16 protein-coding genes and 1 pseudogene are annotated in these 19,160 nt (G+C 65.2%); 9 read left to right on the forward strand and 8 right to left on the reverse strand.

Annotated elements, in window-relative coordinates; genetic code table 11:
- Positions 1–70: 70 nt before the first annotated feature.
- The 4 genes from trxB (at position 71) to FV560_RS02130 (ending at position 3,994) form a co-directional block, all read left to right on the forward strand.
- On the forward strand, positions 71–1,069 hold the full coding sequence (gene trxB / locus FV560_RS02115) for a thioredoxin-disulfide reductase (protein ID WP_159618773.1): 999 nt from the start codon (positions 71–73) through the stop codon (positions 1,067–1,069).
- A gap of 25 nt (positions 1,070–1,094) precedes the next feature.
- Positions 1,095–1,421: a thioredoxin gene (trxA, locus tag FV560_RS02120; RefSeq protein WP_159618775.1), complete on the forward strand. Its 327-nt coding sequence runs from the start codon at positions 1,095–1,097 to the stop codon at positions 1,419–1,421.
- 258 nt (positions 1,422–1,679) lie between these two features.
- The gene (locus FV560_RS02125) at positions 1,680–3,026 is read left to right on the forward strand and encodes an aminotransferase-like domain-containing protein (RefSeq protein WP_159618777.1); all 1,347 of its coding nucleotides are present in this window, start codon (positions 1,680–1,682) and stop codon (positions 3,024–3,026) included.
- 11 nt (positions 3,027–3,037) lie between these two features.
- The gene (locus FV560_RS02130) at positions 3,038–3,994 is read left to right on the forward strand and encodes a D-alanine--D-alanine ligase family protein (RefSeq protein WP_159618779.1); all 957 of its coding nucleotides are present in this window, start codon (positions 3,038–3,040) and stop codon (positions 3,992–3,994) included.
- Positions 3,995–4,026: 32 nt separating this feature from the next.
- On the opposite strand, the gene FV560_RS02135 is transcribed toward FV560_RS02130, so the two are convergent.
- The 8 genes from FV560_RS02135 to rpmH all read right to left on the reverse strand — a co-directional run bounded on the left by FV560_RS02135 (position 4,027) and on the right by rpmH (position 12,760).
- Positions 4,027–5,343 carry a ParB/RepB/Spo0J family partition protein gene (locus FV560_RS02135; RefSeq protein ID WP_159618781.1) on the reverse strand — a complete coding sequence of 439 codons (1,317 nt, stop codon included), beginning with the start codon at positions 5,341–5,343 and terminating at the stop codon, positions 4,027–4,029.
- Positions 5,340–6,293 carry a ParA family protein gene (locus FV560_RS02140; RefSeq protein ID WP_159619376.1) on the reverse strand — a complete coding sequence of 318 codons (954 nt, stop codon included), beginning with the start codon at positions 6,291–6,293 and terminating at the stop codon, positions 5,340–5,342. Before FV560_RS02140 ends, FV560_RS02135 begins: the two co-directional genes overlap by 4 nt.
- A gap of 3,374 nt (positions 6,294–9,667) precedes the next feature.
- A complete protein-coding gene (rsmG, locus tag FV560_RS02145; protein WP_159618783.1) occupies positions 9,668–10,309 on the reverse strand; it encodes a 16S rRNA (guanine(527)-N(7))-methyltransferase RsmG in 642 nt (213 codons plus the stop codon).
- A 7-nt stretch (positions 10,310–10,316) separates the two neighbouring features.
- A complete protein-coding gene (locus tag FV560_RS02150) occupies positions 10,317–10,808 on the reverse strand; it encodes a Jag family protein (RefSeq protein WP_159619378.1) in 492 nt (163 codons plus the stop codon).
- A 52-nt stretch (positions 10,809–10,860) separates the two neighbouring features.
- Positions 10,861–11,886: a membrane protein insertase YidC gene (yidC, locus tag FV560_RS02155; protein WP_159618785.1), complete on the reverse strand. Its 1,026-nt coding sequence runs from the start codon at positions 11,884–11,886 to the stop codon at positions 10,861–10,863.
- Between the two features lie 21 nt (positions 11,887–11,907).
- A complete protein-coding gene (gene yidD, locus FV560_RS02160; protein WP_159618787.1) occupies positions 11,908–12,261 on the reverse strand; it encodes a membrane protein insertion efficiency factor YidD in 354 nt (117 codons plus the stop codon).
- Positions 12,258–12,611, reverse strand: a complete 354-nt coding sequence (gene rnpA, locus FV560_RS02165; RefSeq protein WP_159618789.1) for a ribonuclease P protein component — start codon at positions 12,609–12,611, stop codon at positions 12,258–12,260. The genes yidD and rnpA overlap by 4 nt, the downstream gene beginning before the upstream one ends.
- 11 nt (positions 12,612–12,622) lie before the next feature.
- Positions 12,623–12,760, reverse strand: coding sequence for a 50S ribosomal protein L34 (rpmH, locus tag FV560_RS02170; RefSeq protein ID WP_159618791.1), 138 nt, complete (start codon positions 12,758–12,760; stop codon positions 12,623–12,625).
- A gap of 652 nt (positions 12,761–13,412) precedes the next feature.
- Between rpmH and dnaA the strand changes: the two genes are divergently transcribed.
- The 5 genes and pseudogenes from dnaA (at position 13,413) to FV560_RS02195 (ending at position 19,100) form a co-directional block, all read left to right on the forward strand.
- Positions 13,413–14,768: a chromosomal replication initiator protein DnaA gene (gene dnaA / locus FV560_RS02175; protein ID WP_420853343.1), complete on the forward strand. Its 1,356-nt coding sequence runs from the start codon at positions 13,413–13,415 to the stop codon at positions 14,766–14,768.
- A gap of 514 nt (positions 14,769–15,282) precedes the next feature.
- A complete protein-coding gene (gene dnaN, locus FV560_RS02180; protein ID WP_159618793.1) occupies positions 15,283–16,407 on the forward strand; it encodes a DNA polymerase III subunit beta in 1,125 nt (374 codons plus the stop codon).
- Positions 16,408–16,434: 27 nt separating this feature from the next.
- Positions 16,435–17,340, forward strand: a pseudogene (gene gnd, locus FV560_RS02185) (phosphogluconate dehydrogenase (NAD(+)-dependent, decarboxylating)); the annotation flags it as partial.
- 19 nt (positions 17,341–17,359) lie between these two features.
- Complete coding sequence (gene recF / locus FV560_RS02190; protein WP_159618797.1) at positions 17,360–18,532, forward strand: DNA replication/repair protein RecF; 1,173 nt, start codon at positions 17,360–17,362, stop codon at positions 18,530–18,532.
- A complete protein-coding gene (locus tag FV560_RS02195; RefSeq protein WP_235019865.1) occupies positions 18,522–19,100 on the forward strand; it encodes a DciA family protein in 579 nt (192 codons plus the stop codon). Before recF ends, FV560_RS02195 begins: the two co-directional genes overlap by 11 nt.
- Positions 19,101–19,160: the final 60 nt, after the last annotated feature.

Here is a 19,160-nt window from a genome sequence, read left to right on the forward strand (position 1 = left end):
CGAATGAGGCGGGAACATCCGCCGATCAGGCATGGTTGTCTCAGGCAGTGCCCCCACCAGAAGGAACCTCATGAGCGACGAGAACCGCAGCGACGTCCACGACGTCATCATCATCGGCTCCGGCCCCTCCGGCTACACCGCAGCCGTCTACGCAGCACGCGCAGGCCTCACTCCGATCGTCTTCGCCGGTGCGATCACTGCCGGTGGCGCACTGATGAACACCACTGAGGTCGAGAACTTCCCCGGTTTCCCGGACGCGGTCATGGGGCCGGACCTGATGGAGAAGATGCGCGAGCAGGCGGAGCGGTTCGGTGCTGACATCCGTTATGAGGACGTCGCTTCCGTCCAGCTCGAGGGTGCGGTCAAGACGATCGTCACCGACGATGACGACGTCCTGCAGGCACGCACCGTGATCCTCGCGACAGGGTCGGCCTACAAGGAGTTGGGGATCCCCGAGGAGAAGCAGTTCTCGGGCAGGGGCGTGAGCTGGTGCGCCACCTGTGATGGCTTCTTCTTCCGCGACCAGGACATCATCGTGGTCGGAGGCGGCGACTCCGCGATGGAGGAAGCCCTCTTCCTCACCCGGTTCGGGCGGACCGTGACGATCGTTCACCGCCGGGACGAGCTGCGCGCCTCGAAGATCATGGCCGACCGGGCCCTGGCCGATGAGAAGATCACGTTCGCGTGGAACAGCGAGGTCGCCGCGATTCACGGCGACCAGAAGGTCACCGGCGTGACGCTGCGTGACACGGTGACGGGTGAGACGCGTGAGGTGGGTGCCTCGGCGGTGTTCGTGGCGATCGGCCACCTCCCTCGCACCGAGCTCGTCGCCGGGCAGGTCGGGCTCAACGAGGAGGGGTACATCGACGTCGAGCACCCGAGCACCCGGACGAACCTGCCAGGGGTCTTCGCCGCCGGGGACGTCGTGGACCACCACTACAGGCAGGCGATCACCGCCGCCGGAACCGGCTGTGCGGCGGCTCTGGACGCCGAGCGGTACCTGGCCGCCCTCGACGCGGCACCTGCGGCCCCAGAGGCCGCCGACGCGGCCGCCGCGTTGCTGACCTGACCCGCCCCAGATTCAAGGAGAGACCATGGCAGCTATCCAGACGACCACCGACGCCGCCTTCAGCACCGACGTGCTCGGCTCCGACAAGCCGGTCCTCGTGGACTTCTGGGCGGACTGGTGCGGCCCGTGCCGGCAGTTCGCACCGATCCTGGAAGAGATCGCGACGGAGAATGCCGAGAAGATCTCGGTCTACAAGCTCGATGTGGACACCAACCCGCAGACCACTGCCGCGTACAACGTCGTGTCCATCCCGACGATCAACGTCTACTCCGGCGGAGAGCTGGTGAAGTCCATCGTGGGCTCACGCCCGAAGAAGGCATTCCTCGCCGAGATCGAGGAGTACCTCGGTTGAGATGACGCGGGCCTCGCAGGTGACTGTGCCCGGTACCCCGATTCACGGGGCACCGGGCACAGTCGTCTCCGGCTACCGACTCATCTCGTCATCCTCGACGCTGACGGTAGGGCTGCAGCGCTCGAGCCCATGCCCGCCTCACGCACTGAACAGTTGGCGAGTCCGCGCTGCGACGCGCGTCACCCTCGTCGTGCCCGGAGATCGTGGGAGACTCGTCAGATGTGCCCGAGCGGCGGGTACCCGAGGAATGGAGGTCCGATGAACGTCTCGCCCCAGCATTCCCCCGAGCCCGCCGCAGCCGCCGACCTCCCCGCGTCCGCTGCCGGTACGCGCCTGGACCCGTGGCTGAGTCACTACGCCGAACGCACCTACGGGATGAAGGCGTCCGAGATCAGGGCACTCTTCGCCGTCGCGAATCGCCCTGAGGTGGTCTCGCTTGCCGGTGGCATGCCGTTCCTGGCGGGTCTTCCGCTGGAGACCATCAGCGAGGTGACGGCGAAGCTGCTCTCCGAACGTGGCGCCGTCGCCTTGCAGTATGGCTCCGGCCAGGGCGAGGAATCCTTCCGGGAACAGATCCTGGAGGTCATGCGTGAGGAGCACATCCGCGCCCACGCCGATGACGTGATTGTCACGACCGGTTCGCAGCAGGCGCTGGACCTGGTCACCCGTATCTTTGTCGACCCGGGCGATGTGATCGTCGCTGAGGCGCCGAGCTATGTGGGTGCGCTCGGCGTGTTCCGCTCCTATCAGGCGGACGTCGTCCACGTGCCGATGGATGCCAACGGCCTGGTGCCGGAGGCGCTTGAGCACACCCTCAGTGAGCTCGCCGCCGAGGGCCGGACCGTCAAGCTGCTCTATACGGTGCCGAACTTCCACAACCCTGGCGGCGTCACGCTCAGCGCTGAGCGCCGGCCGCAGATCGTGGAGATCGCGCAGCGTTACGGAGTGCTGATCCTGGAGGACAACCCGTACGGGTTGCTCGGCTTCGACTCCGATCCGCTTCCTGCCCTGCACACCTACGATCCCGACGGCGTCATCTACCTGGGCTCCTTCTCCAAGACGTTCGCTCCCGGGTACCGGGTGGGTTGGGCGGTGGCACCGCACGCAGTCCGCGAGCGGCTTGTCCTGGCTGCGGAGTCGGCCATTCTGTGCCCATCGATGATGAGTCAGATGTCGATCTCGACCTATCTGGCCACCTGTGACTGGCGCGGACAGGTCAAGGAGTTCCGTGAGGTCTACCGCGAGCGTCGTGACGCCATGGTGGGTGCCCTGGCCGAGTACCTCCCGATGGCCAGCTGGACGAATCCGGCTGGAGGGTTCTACACGTGGGTTCGCCTGCCCGAGGGCCTCGACGCCCAGGACATGCTGCCGCGCGCCGTCACCGAGCTCGTCGCCTACGTTCCAGGCACCGCCTTCTACGCTGATGATCAGGGCAAGCAGTTCATGCGCCTGTCGTACTGCTATCCGACGGCGGAGCGTATCCGGGAGGGTGTGCGTCGCCTTGCAGGGGTGGTCACCAGCGAGCTGGAGCTGGTGCAGATGTTCGGGACATCCGGTACGACCGGGAGTCGTGGCGTCCATGCTCCCGCTCCTGACCAGAACTGAGGAGATCTGCCGTGACCGACCACACCAGCCAGCCGCTCGAGGTTCTCGTGCTTGCCGGTGGGCTTTCCCACGAACGTGAGGTCTCGATCCGTTCCGGGCGCCGAGTGGCCGAGTCCCTGCGCGCGGCTGGGGCCGCGGCGACGCTCCGGGACCTGGACGCCGGACTGCTCGACTATCTGGACAGTGCGCGACCGGACGTCGTCTGGCCGCTGCTGCACGGCAGCACCGGTGAGGATGGCTCCGTCCGCGATCTCCTCTCACTGGCGGATGTGGCGTTCGTCGGTTCCGGATCCGCCGGCGCGCGGAGCACGTGGTTCAAGCCGGTCGCGAAGTCCTTGATGGAACGGGCCGGCGCCCGCACGCCGGCGTCGGTGACGCTGCCCCAGAGCTTGTTCCGCCAGGTCGGGGCGACGGCGGTGCTCGAGCGCGTCCTGGACCGTCTGCCTCTTCCGCTCGTGGTCAAGCCGGCGGCCGGGGGCTCTGCACTGGGCGTGACGGTCGTGACAGATCCCGCCCTGCTACCGCAGGCGATGGTGCACTGCTTCTCCTACGGCGAGACGGCTCTGATCGAGCGTGCCGTGCACGGAACGGAGGTGGCGGTCTCGGTGGTCGACACCGGAGATGGCCCGCAGGCGCTTCCGGCAGTGGAGATCGTCACCGACGGCCCCTACGACTACGACGCCCGCTACAACGCCGGCCGCACCGAGTACTTCGCCCCGGCGCGGTTGGCACCCGCGCAGCTCGATGCTGCCCACCGGATGGCTGTGCTCGCGCACGAGCAACTAGGGCTGGCGCAGCTGTCCCGGACCGATCTGATCGTCGATGCCGACGGCACACCGTGGTATCTGGAGTCGAACGTGGCACCGGGTATGACCGAGACGAGTCTGTTTCCCCAGGCAGTCCAGGCCGCCGATCTGTCCATGGACGCGCTCTACCACGATCTCGCCCTGGCGGGCGCTCGGCGCTGACGACCGTCCCGGAGTGGAGCCGGCTCGCTCCGTTACTCGGCTTCGGCCACTGACCCGTCCTCGCGGAGCACTCCAGGGTCGTTCGGGTCGAGTACGCCGAGGATGCGGTTGAGATCCTGCACGCTCGCGAACTCGATGCTCACGTGACCCTTCCTTTGCCCAAGATTGACTTTGACCTTGGTGTCGAGGCGATCTGAAAGGCGGGAGGCCAACTCACCCAGAGCGGCTGAGTGCGCCCCTGCGCGGGGTCGACGACGCATCTCGGGCTGCAGCGGATCCTCGCCCAGGGTGACGATCTCCTCGGTAGCCCTCACGCTCAGACCCTCAGCAACAATCCGCTGAGCAAGGCGCTCCATCGCGGCGCCGTCGGGGAGTCCGAGCAGTGCGCGAGCATGTCCGGCGCTGAGAACGCCCGCGGCCACACGTCGTTGGACGAGCGGGGGCAACTTGAGGAGCCGGAGCGTGTTGCTGATCTGCGGTCGTGACCGTGCGATCCGAGTGGCGAGCTCATCGTGTGTGCAGTCGAAGTCGTCGAGGAGCTGCTGATAGGCGGCTGCCTCCTCGAGCGGATTGAGCTGGACACGGTGGAGGTTCTCCAGGAGCGCGTCCCGCAGCATGTCGTCCTGCGCCGTGTCCCGGATGATGGCCGGCACTGTCGCCTGGCCGGCGATGCGTGAGGCGCGCCAGCGCCGCTCACCCATGATGAGTTCATAGGTGGCGAAGCCGTCCGCGTCCGCGCCGGACGGCCGCACGACCACCGGCTGCAGGACGCCGACCTCCCGGATCGAGCTCGCCAGCTCGTTCAACTCGTCGTCGTCGAAAACCTGCCGCGGCTGGAGAGCGTTGGGAGCGATCGCCTCAATCGGCACCTCAGCGAATCGGGCGCCCGGGACGGCCACGAGGCCATCGGGATCCGCGGCTCCCCCATCGGGGGATGACTCTTCCCCGGAGCCGGACGCTGCGTCGGTCGAACGCGGCGTCGATCTCGCACCCGCGATCCCGTTCGAGTCCAACTGCGGGGCGGCTCCTGGCGTGTGCCCAATGCCGGTCTGCGTGGTGCCCGCGGCGCCGGGCGCGGACTTCGTGCCGGTGGCACCTGTCTCAGCGGCTGGAGCGGGCGACTGTTCCTCCAGTTCGGCAAGGAGACGCTCGCTCGCGCTCGGTGGCGCGTCGTTTACTGTCGCCGGCTCGGCGGATGCCGCCGCCGCATCGGCGGTGTCGGTCTCGTCTGCCGTCTGCTTCTCTTGCTCAGGGAAGAAGACGTCCACAGGACGCTGCCCGCCACCAGGGGCTCCGGTGGGGATGAGCGCGCCCAATCCGCGCCCCAGTCCGCGGCGTCGCTCCGTCATCCTTGGTCTCCTTCGGTTCGGGCCCCGGCGCTCTGGTGTGTGCCGGCGTGGGCGTAATCCTCAAGCGGCTGCAGCCCGCGCTGGGCGATCTCGCGTGCAGCTTCCAGATAGGCAAGGGCGCCCGTGGAACCGCCATCGTAGGTCAGAACCGTCTGACCGTACGAGGGCGCTTCGGAGATCCGTACCGACCGCGGGATCGCCGTGCGCAGCGTCTGGTCCGGGAAGTGCTCGCGCACCTCTTCGGCCACCTGCTGAGCAAGATTCGTCCTGGCGTCGTACATGGTGAGCAGGATGGTGGAGACGTGCAGTGCAGGATTCAGGTGTGAGCGGATCAGATTGATGTTATTGAGCAGCTGGCTCAGGCCCTCCAGCGCGTAGTACTCACACTGGATGGGGATAATGACCTCGCGTGCCGTCACGAAAGCATTGACGGTGAGCAGGCCGAGGCTGGGTGGGCAGTCGACGAAGACATAGTCGATCCGAGGCTCACCGCGGCGGGACCTGGCTTTGAGGTACGTAGCGAGCGCGTTACGAAGACGATTCTCCCGGGCCACCAGGGAGACGAGCTCGATCTCGGCGCCGGAGAGGTCGATCGTCGCGGGGGCGCAGTAGAGCCCGGGGATCACGTCAGACTCCTGGATCGCCTCCTCCAGCGGCATATCGTTGATCAGCACGTCGTAGGTCGAAGGAACACCGGCGTGGTGTTCGATACCGAGCGCCGTGGAGGCATTGCCCTGTGGATCGTTGTCGATGACCAAGACCCGCAAACCCGACTGCGCCAGCGCTGCGGCCAGATTCACTGAGGTGGTCGTCTTCCCCACCCCGCCCTTCTGGTTGGCGACAGTGAAGACCCGCGTCTGCAGTGGCGGTGGAAACTTCTGGCCGGTGAGTTCGATACGACGTCGTGCGTCCTCCGCCAGCTGCGCCGCGAGGGGCGTCGTGTCGTCCATGACCGGGATCGCGTCGATGAGGGCGAGGCGGTGCTCTTCGTCTGGTGAGAGCGGCTTCGTCACATCGGCGAAGGGCCGCGATCCAGCGGCAACGTCGTCCTGATCCACTTTCGTGTTCCTCCGATGGTGGGTGCACTCCAAGAGTAGACGTCCCACCGGCTCCCGGCGGACGGCATCTGCGTCATGTCTCACTCGGACGACCCGCCGAAGAGATATCCACAGGCGAGCTGTGGACATGCTGGCGACGGATGTGGACCGGCGCCGCCTTCTGTGCACTTCGCCGCGCTAGCTGTGGATAACTTCAGATGGGGTCGCTCGTAACCGGCCCAATCCCGTGGTGCTTCAGCGGAACCGGCGGGATTGCAACAGTTTGTATCGTTCGACCCGCCCGGAGTTATCCACACAGCAGAAGGGCGATCCGTGGATAGTTGTGGTCCCGTAGGTCGGCCACGATGTGGATATGCCTCCTGGAAGCACTTCACGTAGCGGTTTCATCCACAGAGCCACCCGGGGGGGATCGCGGTGCGTTTCACGTGGAACCGCCGGGACAAGGGATGTGCCGCGTGCAAGGACTGGAACGACGTGAGTTGTCCAAGCGACAGGTACCGCACCTGTTCCACGTGAAACAACTCGTGCCGAGGGGCGGTACACGGTGCAGCAGCAGATGGCTGAGTGTCATGAGCTCCGCACACACCCGCAGTCCAGGAAGTTGACCACCGCGGTCGCCGGCGCGATGCTGCCTTGAACAGGACCGCCGCAGCCCGACCCAGTTCATCACTCTGGCCACATCTGCACTCTCATGCTGAAGGTTGGTGCGGATCCGCTGAAACGCAGCGTCCGAACGTCGCGTACCGGTTCGCTCAAGACGGGTGACGGAGCGCACCGCCCATACGGGCCGCAAGAGTCCCGAATCATGCCGCAAGCCGCCCTGCCACCTTGCCTCAGCGAGCCCCACGATCGTTCGCTGTCCGACACGCTCAGCGGAGCGCCATGCAATGTGCTGATGACGGACAGTCCCCTTCCCGTTCCAGGATTCCGAGCTCCATACCTGTGAGCGTCTGCGCTACTCCGCACCGCTCAGCGCAGCTTCTCCACACGCCGAACTCCAACCGATCGATCCGACATGCATCGCACGTCGGTACCACCTGTCGTTCCGCATCGATTGCCCCCGCAGTTCCACGTGAAACACTTGCCGAGATCAGCCGCCCGCTGACCTCATGCTGCGAGCCGCGAGGGCAATACCCCTTGCACACATGGGCACGGAGCCAGGCGCCGCCGCAGCGGTGCCTTGCCGCTCCACACCAGTAGCGAGCTCCCGCATCACATATGGCGTCCACCATCTGCTCGACGCGCAGGAATGCATACCGGCTCTGGTTCCACGTGAAACGTCGATCCACCCTTATAGTCGTCGCGGGCGCATCCGAGCCATCGCGCGACGAGCTGGACGCTACCGCCATCACTTCCGTGCGCACCATCTTCTGCCAGCGCTCGCTATCGTGGCCGTGAGTCCACCATCGACCAGAAGAAGGATGCGATGGACTCAGATTCATGTTCCACGTGAAACACTCACGTTAGCGCCGCGTCACCATCCGCCCTGGCAACGGCCACGCCCTCCTCAAAAGCTCGTCCCGGCTCTTGCCGGCCCCACCCGATCCAGCGGCTCCGAGCGGTCGAGCGCGTCTGTCGGCCGCTCGTCGCTCAAACGACGCCACGTCAACCGGACAGGCCCCTAGCGGCGGCCCTGGAAGCGACCGGCCCACTGCATGAGTTCCGCTCGTAGCGCTCCGGTCGCGGTGGTACCTCGAGTAGCACCTCCCGTCGACATCTACAGGCGCTGCCCATACCTCAGCATCATCAGCGACAACGGAGACAGATAGGTACCTCCTTCACCGCGAATTCCGCTGCGTCAACCCTCAGCTCGAAGGATCGAGCACAGCGATCACGTTCCACGTGAAACACATGAACGCGGCGCGATGCCCGCCAGCGTCACTCTGAGGACCACCATCGGACCAGGCGCCAACCTCAGCCAAGCACGCTCGACCAGATACTCGGCCAAGCACGCGAAGGCACACACCCGACCAGATGTATCAACGTACGCCCAGTCGAGTTCTCCCGCCGCTGCTCAACTGCCGTCAGGACGAGCAGCGGGTGTGCCGCCGCTCTACCTACGCCCACGCGTCACCGCGCACCACCCTCCAGTACGGGGCATCGCGGATCCTGGTCGGACACACCGCGTCCCCCACTGATGGCCAGTGCCAGCGCTCGTCATGTTCCACGTGAAACGTGACATCCCGACATTCGCCAATGGCCTGCGACAGACGGACAGGCACTACATCCCATAGGGAAGCGCAAGGCACCACGGCCGGCGACATACATCCAGATGGCTCCCGCCAGCACCCGTTGCTCGTCGTGACGGCCTTCGCTCCACAGTCCAGCGGCAGTGCCCGGGGGAGTCCGTCGGCACGCTCTCGTCAGCCCTGACCGCGATCGCATACCGAGATCCACCGCTCGCAGCCAGACGGGCTGACACGTGCTGGCCAACGAAAGGACCCTCGGTGAGCTCACTTCGGTCGCGCAGCACCCTGCGCGTTGATGTTCGTGCCGACGGAACTCGCGCCCGCTTCATCCCCTGCACCTCCGCTGCCCATCCCTCGGCCACCGACCTTCAGCGCGCTCACACTCCCACCGAACGTCCCCACGTCCCCACGACCACGACCACGCAGCACCAATCCGTACAGCGTCCCCGCCACATGGAGCCGGGCTGACAACTCAGCCCGATCGGTACCGAGTATCGCCGCAACCACAGAGTCCCCGGGTGCGCTCACTCACCATCCGACGGCTGCGCCGGCATCGCCGCGGCCTAGGCAACGAGTGCTACAGTTCCAGACCTGCATGGCAGCCTCGTTCCGCTTCGAATAGGACGCTCGCTGTGGTGGCGCCTATCCGAACTCACCATTGCATCCGGAGGGATGGCGCCCTCGCGGTGGCGCTCAGCACGACCGGCAGTTCGGCCACTTCATTCCACGACGCCGACGTCGTGCCATCGCCGGCGATCTACGCGACTCCTCACAACCGACTGTGACCGCGCCATCGCCCCATCGCCCCACATACTTCGCCAAGATGGGGAATGGACCCGGCGAGCGAACCGAAGGGTGTGGGACTGGTTCCACGTGAAACATCACAGCCCGGCGGCTCACTCATCGAGTCACGATCACCGCAGCCCACAACACGCCGACGTTCACAGCGATCCGCTTCTCCATGACAGGTCCACCCCATCAGCGCCCGCCACGAGAGATCTCCACACGACAGCACCCCCCTGGTCCGGGTGCACCGCGTACATCGGAACGGCCCTCGGAACTACTAGAACAACCGTTCTACTGTCGAACAACCTTCACGACTCTGGTGACCTCACCGTCACCCAGAAGGTCGACCTCGTGGACGGTCACCCGATCACCGCCGAGGCGCGCCAGCACGTTCTGCGCCTGCGTCACCTCATCCTCTGCGCGTCGCCCCTTCTGCGCCAGCAGCACACCTCCGGGCTTCACCAGCGGCATCGTCATGCGGGCCAACTTGTCCAGAGCAGCCACCGCACGCGCCGTTACTGCAGTCACCGTCAGCTTGCCGTGCAACTCTTCCGCCCGGCAATGGTGAATCTCGACATTGTCGAGATCCAGCTCCTCGCGCACCTCCGTCAGCCAGTTGACCCGCCGCTCCATTGGTTCGATGAGGTGCACCTCGAGCTCAGGCCGCATTGCAGCCAAGACCACGCCCGGCAGACCTGCTCCACTCCCGACATCCGCCAGCGATCCTTCCACCGGAAGAAAGCGTTCTACGACAGCGGAATTGAGCACATGACGCGTCCACAGCCGCGGCAACTCACGCGGACCGATGAGTCCACGCAACTCTCCCTGATCCGCCAGCATCTCCGCGAAGTGCGCTACCGCGCCCCACGCCAGGCCCAAGATCTCTCTGCTGCGCGCATCATCGACGGCAACGGACTCCAACTCTTCCGTCACGTGCGGCTCACGATCCGGCGCGGACCACGACGTGCCGGTTCGGCTCTACGCCTTCCGAATCACTCACCAAGCCTGCAGCGGCCACGACATCGTGAACGATCTTTCGTTCGAACGGGTTCATCGCTGCGAGAGCCACGTCCTCGCCGTCAGACTTGGCCTTCTCGATCGCCTGCTCCGCCAAAGACGTCAGGACTGCCTTTCGCTCCTGACGGTAGCCAGCCACATCGAGCATCAGCCGGCTACGGTTGCCGGTCTTTGTCTGGACGGCGAGACGAGTGAGCTCCTGCAACGCCTCCAAGACCTCCCCCTTCTTCCCCACGAGGGGCCGCAGACCGTCCGAGTCCTCCTCGGCCACGACCGCCAACGCCGGCCGGTCATGATCAACGTCGATGTCGATATCCCCATCCAGGTCAGCGATATCGAGAAGCTCTTCCAGATAGTCGGCAGCGATCTCGCCCTCCTCTTCGAGGACGGATCGATCTTCCGTTGTCACCGACATATCGTTCATCAGTTCAGCCTCTCTCCAGAGCCGCAGCACGACGGCTCACCGCTTAGTTCTCGTTCGGCTCCGGCGACGTCGGACCGTCGCTGCTGCCAGGTTTCCGCTTCGACCGTGGTGTGTTCCGCTTCGGCTGATGGCGCTGACCACCTGCCTGCTCCTCCTCAGAACTCTCCACCTCCGGTACCTCATGATCGGAGTCCTCGAGCGAGCGCCCGCGCCGCTTCGCGCGCTTGGCCTTACGCTCCAGGTACTTCTTCTCTGCTTCAGATCCTGGTGCCGGAGAGTTTCGGATGACGAAGAACTGCTGTCCCATCGTCCACAGGTTCGAGGTGGACCAGTAAATGAGGACACCGATCGGGAAGTTCACACCGACGAAGACAAAGATCAGCGGGAAGATGTACATCAACATCCGCTGCTGACGCGCCATCGGATTGTCGAGCGCCGAGGCAGGCATGTTCTTCATCGTCAGCTGACGCTGAGTGAACAACGTCGTCGCGCTCATCAACAGGATGAGAACGGCGGTCACCACTCGCACGGACCACGTGGCACCGTCGTCCATGAAGGTCGAGGATAGGGACGCCCCGAAGATCTCCGACCCTTCCGCCTGCTGCGCGAGTGCCTGCGTCAACGGGCCGATGCTGTCCGCACGCTGGTAGTTCCCCGTGGCCAGCGTCGACAGTGAGATCAGCACACGGTAGAGCGAGAAGAAGATCGGCATCTGCGCCAAGATCGGCAGACAGGATGCGAACGGCGACGTTCCCGCCTCGCGGTAGATGGCCATCATCTCCTGCTGCATGGCCTGACGCGACGCCGGATCCGTCTTGCCCTTGTACTTCTTCTGCAGCTTCTGGATCTCGGGCTGCACCATTTGCATCCCGCGTGATGCCTTGATCTGGCGCACGAACAACGGAATCAACAGGATCCGGATCACGATCACAAGCGCGACGATCGAGAGCAGCCAGGTCCAGCCTCCGGCCGGGTCCATGCCGATGAACGTGAGCACATCGTGCGCACGCACCATGATCCAGGCCACTGCGACCATGAGTGGCCACAGCACAGTGTCGAAGAAGTCCATGAACTCCGGGGTCTCTCCTGGTCAGATCCGCAGATGCGGGTGCTGGATGGGAACGTCTGAAGTCGAGGGTACGGCCTTGGCGCCCCCGGCACGAACCTCCGCCTGCTCCGGCGTGACGACGCGCCACCGCCCTTGCTCCGGTACCGGATCCACACCGCCGCGACTCCACGGGTTGCACCGCACCAGGCGCCACGCGCTCAGCAGCACGCCCTTCACCGGGCCATGCCTACGTAGCGCCCCGATAGCGTACGCCGAACAGCTCGGGTAATAGCGGCACGTCGGAGCGAACCACGGCGAGACGATGAGCTGATAGCCCCGCACCACACCGACCAACACCGTGGTGAACGGACGACCGAAGCGGGACAGCGCCGTCATCGCCCGGCCTCGCGACGCTTCGCTCGTGCCAAGGCATCGAACAAGTCATCCCGCAGGCTGACGAATGCGGCACCGTGGGCCGTTGGAAGCGCACGTACCACCACCCGACTACCGTCGGGCAACTCCGGCACCATCTCGCACATCGCCGCACGCAACCGGCGCTTGACGTAGTTGCGCTCGACCGCTCCGCCCACGGCCTTGGACACAACAAAACCCACCCGAGCCGACTCGGCTCGGGTGGATCCTGAGGTGTAGTGCACGACCACGCGGCGGGAACTGCTGCGTGACCCGGCACGGATCGTCGCGCTGAACTCGCTGGCCGCACGCATCCGGTGCCGCGCCGGAAGCACGGCAGCCCGTCTCAGGCAGTCAGCTCGGAGCGGCCCTTGCGACGGCGTGCCGCCACGATCGCACGCCCCGCACGGGTGCGCATACGCAGTCGGAAGCCGTGCACCTTGGCTCGGCGCCGGTTGTTCGGCTGGAAAGTCCGCTTGCTCACGGGAAGACTCCAAAGATGTCGGGAAGTGTGCGACCACCACAGTGGCGCAAGACGCTGGTGAACCGCGAGCCGGGAATTCTCTTCCCATGACCCGGTACGACCCGGGCATCCCCAGGACCTACCTCGATCCACTCGACCGCACTACGGTACGCGAGCCTTGACATGGCGGTCAAACGAGTCCGCGTCAGGTCCATCACATCGCAGTGCCCCACCTCCCCAGGGCGAACGTCACCATCACCACCGGCCCGCACGCTAGCGACACCTCATCACGGCGTGCTCGGCGCACGGCGGACAGGACCGTCGTTGCAGCACCCCCACCTTCACCCACAACTGTGGACAACCGGTAGCGGGAGGTGCCCACACACAGTTAGAGTCACAACTTCCAGCACGACGCTCCTCCGGTCGCAACTCGCACCAGGACGCGGTACGTGCTCGAGCGGAGAGTTTCACACAGACTGTGGATACAGTTGTGGATCAACGCCGTCGAGAAGTCCGAGAGCAACTGCGTCCCACAGGGGGTCACGTGTCCGAGTCGCCCGTGGATCCAGCCGACCTCACCAAAGCCTGGGATCGCGCCTTCGAGATCCTGAGCCAACGAGGAGATCTGGCCGGAGCGCAACTGGGCTTCATCCGGCTCACCAGGCCGCTCGGCGTGATCGACGAGACCATCCTGCTCGCCGTCCCGAGCGATTTCGCCAAGGACTTCATCGAAACCCGGGCACGCGAGTCGATCATCGCCGCCCTCACCACCGCCCTGGACCGCACTGTCCGGGTGGCGGTAACGGTCGATCCGTCACTCGAGGACGCCGTCCCGGCCGAGACTCCCGCCAGCGTGGATCCGGAACCGACTCTCCGCGAGACACCACCGCCGCCGAGCCAGATCGCCGATCCGCCGCGCGCCGAGCGCCCGCCACGATCCGAGACCTATCGCTCCGAGAACCGCCCGGACAACTACGCGACCGGTGTCGACCCGTACGCACGACTGAACCCGAACTACACCTTCGACACCTTTGTGATCGGTTCGAGCAACCGGTTCGCACATGCCGCTGCGACCGCTGTCGCAGAAGCTCCGGCCAAGGCCTACAACCCACTCTTCATCTACGGTCAGTCCGGGCTGGGTAAGACGCACTTGCTGCACGCGATCGGCCACTACGCCAAGAGCCTCTATCCCGGCATCCGGGTGCGCTACGTCAACTCAGAAGAGTTCACGAACGACTTCATCAACTCGATCCGGGATGACAAGGCGGAGGCTTTCCAGAAGCGATACCGCGAGGTGGACGTCCTCCTCATCGACGACATCCAGTTCCTGCAGGGCAAGGAACAGACGATGGAGGAGTTCTTCCACACCTTCAACACCCTGCATAACGACAACAAGCAGGTGGTCATCACCTCTGACCTGCCGCCCAAGCACCTGAACGGGTTCGAGGACCGGATGCGGTCCCGCTTCGAGTGGGGACTGATCACCGACGTCCAGCCGCCGGACCTCGAGACTCGAATCGCCATTCTTCGCAAGAAGGCCGGGGCCGAGTCCCTCCAAGCGCCCAGTGAAGTGCTCGAATACATCGCCTCGAAGATCTCCTCCAACATCCGCGAGCTCGAAGGCGCTCTCATCCGCGTCACGGCATTCGCCAACCTCAACCGTCAGACGGTCGACCTCGCTCTGGCGGAAATGGTCCTCAAGGATCTGATCACCGATACGGACGGCGCTGAGATCACACCCTCGGTCATCATGGCCCAGACCTCGGCGTACTTCGGAGTCACGATCGAAGCTCTCTGCAGCGCCGATCGCTCCCGGGTGCTGGTCAACGCTCGCCAGATCGCGATGTACCTGTGCCGCGAGCTCACCGAACTCTCGTTGCCGAAGATCGGCCAGGTGTTCGGCGGACGTGACCACACCACCGTGATGCACGCCAACCGCAAGATCCGCCAGCAGATGGCCGAGCGACGATCCACGTTCAACCAGGTCACCGAACTCACCAACCGCATCAAGCAGCAACAGCGTTCTTGAGCCACATCACAGTTCGCGTAGCCCTTGTGACCAGGGACGATGGACGCGTCCATGCACAGATGTGGATGAATCTGTGGATGGACGTGGATAGCCACCCCCTCACGGTGGACGAATGACATCAATCTCGTGGACGACCGCTGTGCACGTACGCCGCGTCCACATGCCTCCCGTCACCCTGTGAGGTGTAGTTCATGCATCCGTCCACACCCTCATGCGGCCGCTGACCTGCGGGAACGCTGCTTACCCACATCGTCCACAACACCGATGACGAAGATGACACCTATCTGGGACATCAGGGTGTGAACAACCAACAGTGCCCATCCGGCCACTCCAGGCCTCCTCGAGTGGATCTCCCCACCCAAGTGATGACAACCTGTCGCCCGGAGTGCCCCGTGTCGTCTACTGTCGAGACGGGACGTACAGCTCTCGGTCACATGATCGAGGACGTATGACACCGCCAGTCACTATGCTCGGGAACCCCGAGTGCGCATGAACGAGGAATGAGGCCGACATCGTGAAGTTCAGGGTGGAGCGAGACGTCCTGGCGGACGCCGTTACGTGGACCGCGCGCACCCTGCCGAGCCGGCCGCCGTCACCAGTACTCGCTGGTGTACGTCTCGAGGCCGATGGCACTGGTCTCGTGCTGTCGACCTTCGACTACGAGGTTTCCGCCCGCTCTGCAGTCGTCGCCGATGTCGAGGTACCGGGCGCCGTCCTTGTCTCTGGGCGGCTCCTGGCGGAGATTTCCAAGGCGTTGCCGAACAAGCCCGTCGAGGTCAGCGTCGAGGGTAACCGCGTCAGTGTGGTCTGCGGCTCGTCGCGCTTCACTCTGCTCACCATGCCGGTTGAGGACTACCCGTCCCTGCCCGAGCTTCCGGATGTCACCGGCAGCATCGCGGGCGATTCCTTCGCCCAGGCCATCTCGCAGGTCACCATGGCGGCAGGTCGGGACGAGACTCTGCCGCTGCTCACCGGTGTCCGGGTCGAGATCGATGGCGATGCGCTCACCATGCTCGCCACCGACCGCTATCGCCTCGCCATGCGGCAGATCACCTGGTCACCAGCGGCGCCGTCGGTCTCCCGGGTGGCACTGGTCCGCGCTCGCACGCTCTCCGACGTCGCCCGCAACCTTTCCAATGCCGGTTCCATCGACATCGCCCTCGCTGATGGGGGCGACATCATCGGGTTCGAAGCCGGCGGCCGCCGCACCACCTCACTTCTCGTCGACGGTGAGTACCCCCCGGTCCGTCGCCTGTTCCCTGACGAGACAACGACGCATACGATCACCAGCACCCACGAACTGGTTGAGGCCGCCAAGCGTGTCTCACTCGTTGCCGAGCGCAACACACCGATCCGGCTGTCCTTCAGCGAGGGACAGGTCGTCCTCGATGCGGGCCAGGGTGACGATGCGCAGGCCACCGAGGTGCTCGAATCCACCCTCGTCGGTGAAGAGATCTCCACGGCGTTCAACCCGCAGTACCTGTTGGACGGACTGAGCGCGTTGAACACCGACTTCGTCAGGCTCTCTTTCACGCATCCGTCGAAGCCAGCGGTCATGACCGGTCAGGACGATGCGGACGGCGCCGATCACGCCGAGGAGTTCCGCTACCTGCTCATGCCCATCCGGTTCGGAGCCTGATCACCACACACACCACGCAGGGAAGGCGCGCGCATGCATCTCGGACTCGTCGGGCTCGGCAAGATGGGCGGCAACATGCGCGACCGCCTACGTGCTGCTGGCCATCACGTCACCGGATATGACCGCAATCCCGAGGTCAGCGATGTTGCCTCGCTCGAGGAGCTGGTCGCTGCGTTCGACGCCGAGGAACGCATTGTCGTCTGGGTGATGGTGCCGGCCGGCGAGATCACTGAAGCGGTGATCACCGAACTCGCCGGCTTGCTCTCAGCCGGCGATGTGATCATTGACGGCGGCAACTCCAAGTACGTCGATGACCTGCGCCGCGCGGAGGAGTTGAGCGCTTCCGGCATCCAGTACGTCGACGCCGGCGTCTCCGGTGGGATCTGGGGCAAGGAGAACGGGTACGGCCTCATGGTGGGCGGGGCTGACGACGTCATCGAATCGCTGATGCCCATCTTCGATGACCTCCGCCCCGATGGACCCCGGAATGAAGGTTTCGTCCACGCCGGACCGGTCGGTGCGGGCCACTACGCCAAGATGGTCCACAACGGCATCGAATACGGCGTGATGCAGGCCTACGCCGAAGGCTACGAGATCCTCGCCGCCAAGGATGAGCTGATCACCGACGTCGGCGCCATCTTCGAGGCTTGGCAGCGAGGCACGGTGGTGCGCTCATGGCTGCTCGAGCTCTTGGTGAAGGCCCTCAACGAGGATCCGGACCTGGACGACATCCGCGGATATGTCGCAGATTCCGGCGAAGGGCGCTGGACCGTGGAGGAAGCCATACAGCGGGCGGTGCCCGCACCGGTGATCAGCGCAGCCCTCTTCGCTCGTTTCGATTCCCGCCAGGAAGATTCCCCGGCGATGAAGGCCGTTGCCGCGTTGCGCAACCAGTTCGGCGGGCACGCCACCAAGCCGTCGGCAGACGGCTGATCGCACGACATCGACAGGCATGTACGTCTCTGACCTCGCTCTGACCGATTTCCGCTCCTACGGCGAGGCACTGCTGTCCCTGGATCCTGGGATCACTGCCTTCGTCGGTCCCAATGGGCAAGGAAAGACCAATCTCGTCGAGTCGATCGGGTATCTGTCCACGTTCTCCTCGCACCGCGTGGCCTCCGATGCGGCACTTGTGCGGTACGGCGCCTCCCGGGCGATCATCCAGGCGAAGGTCGTCAGTGACGAGCGGACCTCGGTACTCGAGCTGGAACTCGTCTCCGGCAAGGCGAACAGGGCACGTCTGAATCGTTCGCCGTTGCCCCGTGCCCGCGAACTACTGGGAATGCTCCGAACTGTCGTCTTCGCCCCGGAAGATCTGTCGCTCGTCAAGGGCGATCCGGATGGCCGGCGCCGCTTCGTCGATGAGTTGCTCGTGCTGCTGAGCCCCAAGCTCGCCGGTGTCCGTTCCGACTATGAGCGGGTGGTCAGGCAACGGAACGCCTTGCTGAAGTCGGCTGCGGGTGCCCGTCGAGGCGGTGGCAATGCCGATCTGCGCACGCTGGACGTGTGGGACGAGAAGGCTGCTGCCGCAGGTGCCCAGCTCACCGCCGCCCGGGTCAGGATGCTGCGCGACCTGCGACCCCATGTGCAGAACGCGTATGAACGCGTGAGTTCTGGGCAGAGTCAGGCGGAGATCGCCTACCGTGCCAGTGTTCAGCAGGCGATGTCCGATCAGGGCAGCGAACCTGGCGGAGAGGATGCGCTCACCAACGCGGACCTGGTGGAGGCTCAGCTGCTGGAGGCGATGTCGCGGCTGCGGCCCAAAGAGATTGAGCGCGGCGTCAGTCTCGTGGGACCGCACCGTGACGATCTCGAGCTGCGCCTCGGTGGACTGCCGGCGAAAGGATATGCCTCACACGGGGAATCGTGGTCTCTCGCGTTGGCGCTGCGGCTGGCGAGCTATGAGTTGCTCAAGGCCGACGACTGGCGCTCCGATGGCGAACCCGTGCTGATCCTCGACGATGTCTTTGCCGAGCTCGACAGTCGGCGTCGCAACCGGCTGGCTGAGTTGGTCGCCAAGGCCGAGCAGGTGCTCATCACCGCGGCCGTCGCCGAGGACGTGCCGGAACAGCTCGAGGGCGCCCGGGTCGATGTCATGGGATCGGTGGCCACCCGTGTCCGCTGACGATGCACCGGGCCGGCAGCCGGGGGAAGGACCCAACGACGGCGCAGCTGAGCCCGATCAGGACGAAGCCGCTCGTAGCGCGCTGGCCAGGGCACGCGATGCTGCTCGAGCGAAAGGCCTCCGCACGGCGCGCCCTGGCACGGCTACGCCGCGCAAGTTCCGCCGTCATGACGGAGTGGTCTTCGAATCGGCGCCGGGGCATGGCACTGGGCGGGACCCAGCACCTCTCGGAAACACGCTGGACGCACTCGCCCGGCAGCTGGGGTGGAGCCGGCCGCTTTCCATCGGTGGTGTGGTCGGGCGGTGGCGGGAGGTCGTCGGCGACCAGATCGCCGATCACTGCACACCGGAGACGTTCGACGAGGGAGTGCTGATTGTCCGGGCCGATTCCACGGCATGGGCGACGCAGATCCGGTTGCTCATTCCTCAGTTGGACCGACGTCTGGCCGAGGAGGTCGGGGAGGGCGTCGTCACCCGGATCCAGGTGCTCGGTCCCGGGGGGCCCTCCTGGCGCCGTGGCCCACGTGTCGCACCTGGTGGCCGTGGCCCACGTGACACCTATGGATGATCTGCCGGAGTGAACGCCGGCCTCGCCGTCAGGTCAGCGACACAGTCCTGTGGACAAACG

Origin of the sequence: Ruania rhizosphaerae, assembly GCF_009805705.1 — a bacterium.
GTDB lineage: Bacteria > Actinomycetota > Actinomycetes > Actinomycetales > Beutenbergiaceae > Ruania > Ruania rhizosphaerae.

Coding starts and splice junctions, on each gene's coding strand:
- trxA (WP_159618775.1), top strand. CDS start 1,095: ATGGCAGCTATCCAGACGACCACCGACGCCGCCTTCAGCACCGACGTG.
- FV560_RS02135 (WP_159618781.1), bottom strand. CDS start 5,343: ATGACGGAGCGACGCCGCGGACTGGGGCGCGGATTGGGCGCGCTCATC.
- FV560_RS02150 (WP_159619378.1), bottom strand. CDS start 10,808: ATGTCGGTGACAACGGAAGATCGATCCGTCCTCGAAGAGGAGGGCGAG.
- trxB (WP_159618773.1), top strand. CDS start 71: ATGAGCGACGAGAACCGCAGCGACGTCCACGACGTCATCATCATCGGC.
- recF (WP_159618797.1), top strand. CDS start 17,360: ATGTACGTCTCTGACCTCGCTCTGACCGATTTCCGCTCCTACGGCGAG.
- FV560_RS02140 (WP_159619376.1), bottom strand. CDS start 6,293: ATGGACGACACGACGCCCCTCGCGGCGCAGCTGGCGGAGGACGCACGA.
- yidD (WP_159618787.1), bottom strand. CDS start 12,261: ATGACGGCGCTGTCCCGCTTCGGTCGTCCGTTCACCACGGTGTTGGTC.
- FV560_RS02125 (WP_159618777.1), top strand. CDS start 1,680: ATGAACGTCTCGCCCCAGCATTCCCCCGAGCCCGCCGCAGCCGCCGAC.
- yidC (WP_159618785.1), bottom strand. CDS start 11,886: ATGGACTTCTTCGACACTGTGCTGTGGCCACTCATGGTCGCAGTGGCC.